The sequence below is a fragment of the Kitasatospora sp. NPDC059747 genome (assembly GCF_042732955.1).
Classification (GTDB): Bacteria; Actinomycetota; Actinomycetes; order Streptomycetales; family Streptomycetaceae; genus Kitasatospora.
Window position 1 is genome coordinate 1 of the sequence record NZ_JBHWGV010000111.1, and the last position, 2935, is coordinate 2935.

The following is a 2935-nucleotide window of genomic DNA, read 5'->3' on the forward strand; positions in this document are numbered from 1 at the left end:
CCCGCCCCAGACCGCGGCTAGCACCGGCTCGGCCAGGTCATTTCGAAACCGCCCATCACGAACGGGGCGATCCCGCCGTCCCATGGACGTCCGCCGTTGACACCCCCGGACGGCCCGTGCGCTACTGGCAGGGCTCCGCCACCGACCCCTGCACCCCTTCCCGCGCCGGGAGTTGGGCCGTACGCTCGGCCCCTCGCCGACTCCCCACCGGCGACCGACACCGCCCCGGCCCGCGGGCCGCGGCCGGCGGCGCACCCGTCCGCGCCCCGGCGGCCCTCGCCCGGGGGCAAGGAGAAGCATGACCGACACCGGCCACCGGGTCCGTCCGCCCCGGCCCCTCGACGTGACGCCGGCCCGCTACCCGACGGTGGCCGGCGCCGAGGCCGCGGCCCGGCGGCTGGCCCGCAGCCACCCCGACCGCTGCCGGCTGCGCGAGGTGGGCCGCTCCCGCGCCGGACGGCCCCTGCTGCTGCTCTCCGTCGACCGCGGCCCGCACACCGTCCTGGCCGTCGGCGGCCCCCACCCCAACGAACCCGTGGGCACCGCCACCGCCGTCCGCCTCGCCGAACTCCTCCTCGCCTCCCCCGCCCGCCCCGGCCTCTCCTGGCACTTCCTGCTGTGCCTCGACCCCGACGGCGCCGCCCTCAACGCCGGCTGGCTCGACGGCCCCCTCACCATGCGCCGCCACTACCAGCACTTCTTCCGTCCCTCCTTCGAGGAACAGCCCGAACTCCTCCCCGCCCCCGCCGCCGGCCGCCGGCCCATGCCCGAGAGCCTCGCCCTCACCGCACTCATCGACGAACTGCGCCCCTTCCTCCAGTGCTCCCTGCACGGCGTCGACTTCGGCGGCGCCTTCGTCCAGCTCACCCGCCCCGTCCCCGGCCTGCCCGAACGCTTCGCCCGCTCCGCCGACCGCGCCGGCCTCCCCCTCGACATCGACTCCTTCGACGCCATCGGCTGGGCCAGCCCCGCCCCCGGCACCTACCTCATGCCCACCCCCGGCAGCGGCGCCGCCACCCGCGCCCTGCCCGACGAACCCGAACTCTCCACCTGGTCCTACGCCACCCGCCACGGCGGCGTCACCGCCGTCCTCGAAGTCCCCATGTGGTCCGTCGACGCCGTCGCCGACCCGCGCCCCCACCCCGCCGTCGGCCCCGCCGTCACCGCCGCCGCCCGCACCCTGCGCGACCGCGCCGAGGAACTGGCCGGACTGCTCGCCCGCGTCCCCGTACACGCCCGCGCCGTGCACGGCCCCCTGGTGCGCGCCGCCGATTTCAACCTGGCGGTCTGCCCGTCGGTCGCGGACGAGTGGCTGGAGCGCTGGTGCGCGGAGCCGCTCACGGTCTCCCGGGTGACGACCGCCGCGATCGTCGCCGCCCGGGTGCCGCTGCGCGTCGCGTCGATGCTGCTGCGGCTGCTGGCCGACGTCCGCGGACCGGGCGCGGAGGCCGGCCGCGAGCGCGCCCGCGCCATCGTCACCGAGAGCCTGAACCAGCTGCGCCACCGCTTCGGCGCCCGCTGGGTACCGGTCGAGGAGCAGGTGGCCCACCAGACCCGGGCCGCCCTCGCCGCCGCCGAGTGCCTGCTCGGCTGACCCTCAACGGCCGAGCCCCGTACAGAAGTCGAGGGCCGGCCCGGGAATCGTTCCCGGACCGGCCCTCGACTCGAGGACGTGCGCTCACGCCGCTCTCACGCCGCTATCGGCCGCTGGCTGCGCACCGCCTGGAGCAGTCCGATCGCGATCCACACCGCGAACATCGACGAACCGCCGTACGACACGAACGGCAGCGGGATGCCCGCCACCGGCATGATGCCCAGGCACATCCCGATGTTCTCGAACGCCTGGAACGACAGCCACGCGATGACGCCCGCCGCGACGATCGTCCCGTACAGGTCGGTCGCCTGCCGCGCGATCCGGCAGGCCCGCCACAGCACCACGCCGACCAGCAGGATGATCGCCAGCGCCCCGACGAAGCCCAGCTCCTCGCCGGCCACCGTGAACACGAAGTCGGTCTGCTGCTCCGGCACGAACTGCCCTATGGTCTGCGTCCCGTGGAACAGCCCCTTGCCGGTGAGCCCGCCCGAGCCGATCGCGATCCGGGCCTGCGCGGTGTTGTAGCCGACGCCGGAGGGGTCGAGCTGCGGGTTGGCGAACGCGGCGAAGCGGTCGATCTGGTACTTGCTCAGCAGCCCGAACTTCCAGACCGCGACGGACCCCGCGGTGCCCAGGACCAGCAGCCCGAGGACCCAGCGGTTGGCCGCGCCCGAGCCGAGCAGGATGCCCAGCACGATCGCGGACATCACCATGACCGACCCGGCGTCCGGCATCAGCAGCACGAGGCCCATCGGCAGGCACGCCCAGACCAGGCCCCGGAAGACCGCCCGGTGCGAGGGGAACGCCCGCTCCCCCGCGTCCACCTGGTCCGACAGCACGACCGCCATCGCCAGCACGATGCCGAGCTTCGCGAACTCGGCCGGCTGGACGGAGAAGCCGCCGCCGAGCTGGATCCACGAGTGCGCGCCGTTGATGGTCGAGCCGATCGGGCTCAGCGTGGCCATCAGCAGCAGGATCACGGCGACGTAGACGAAGGGCACGAGGGTGCGGAAGCGCCGGCTCCCTATCGCTATCACGACGGCGCACAGCACGAGCCCGACGACGACGTTGGTGAGGTGCCGGTAGAGGAAGTACTGCGGGTCCCCGTGGGTCAGCGAGTCCCGCCCGCGGGTGGCCGACCACACCAGCAGCGAGCTGCCCAGCGAGAGGGTCAGCGCGGCCAGCAGCAGTATCCAGTCGAGCCGCCACAGCGGCGAGTCCTTGGCGAGGGCCTTGGACACCCCGGTGCGCGGGCGGCGGTTCCCCCGCCTCCGGGGGGGGCCCGGACGGGTGGATGCCGGGCCCCTGCCCCCCCCCCGCGGCGGTTGTGCGCGGGCGCCG

The 2935-nt window shown here is 75.0% G+C and carries 2 protein-coding genes; one reads left to right on the forward strand and one right to left on the reverse strand.

What is annotated here, in order from left to right:
* Positions 1 to 298 precede the first annotated feature (298 nt).
* Positions 299 to 1594 carry a M14 family zinc carboxypeptidase gene (locus ACFV4G_RS34395; protein ID WP_380446116.1) on the forward strand — a complete coding sequence of 432 codons (1296 nt, stop codon included), beginning with the start codon at positions 299 to 301 and terminating at the stop codon, positions 1592 to 1594.
* Positions 1595 to 1689: 95 nt separating this feature from the next.
* Here the strand turns inward: ACFV4G_RS34395 and rodA are convergent, their stop codons facing one another.
* Complete coding sequence (rodA, locus tag ACFV4G_RS34400; RefSeq protein ID WP_380446117.1) at positions 1690 to 2835, reverse strand: rod shape-determining protein RodA; 1146 nt, start codon at positions 2833 to 2835, stop codon at positions 1690 to 1692.
* Positions 2836 to 2935: the final 100 nt, after the last annotated feature.

Coding starts and splice junctions, on each gene's coding strand:
- ACFV4G_RS34395 (WP_380446116.1), top strand. CDS start 299: ATGACCGACACCGGCCACCGGGTCCGTCCGCCCCGGCCCCTCGACGTG.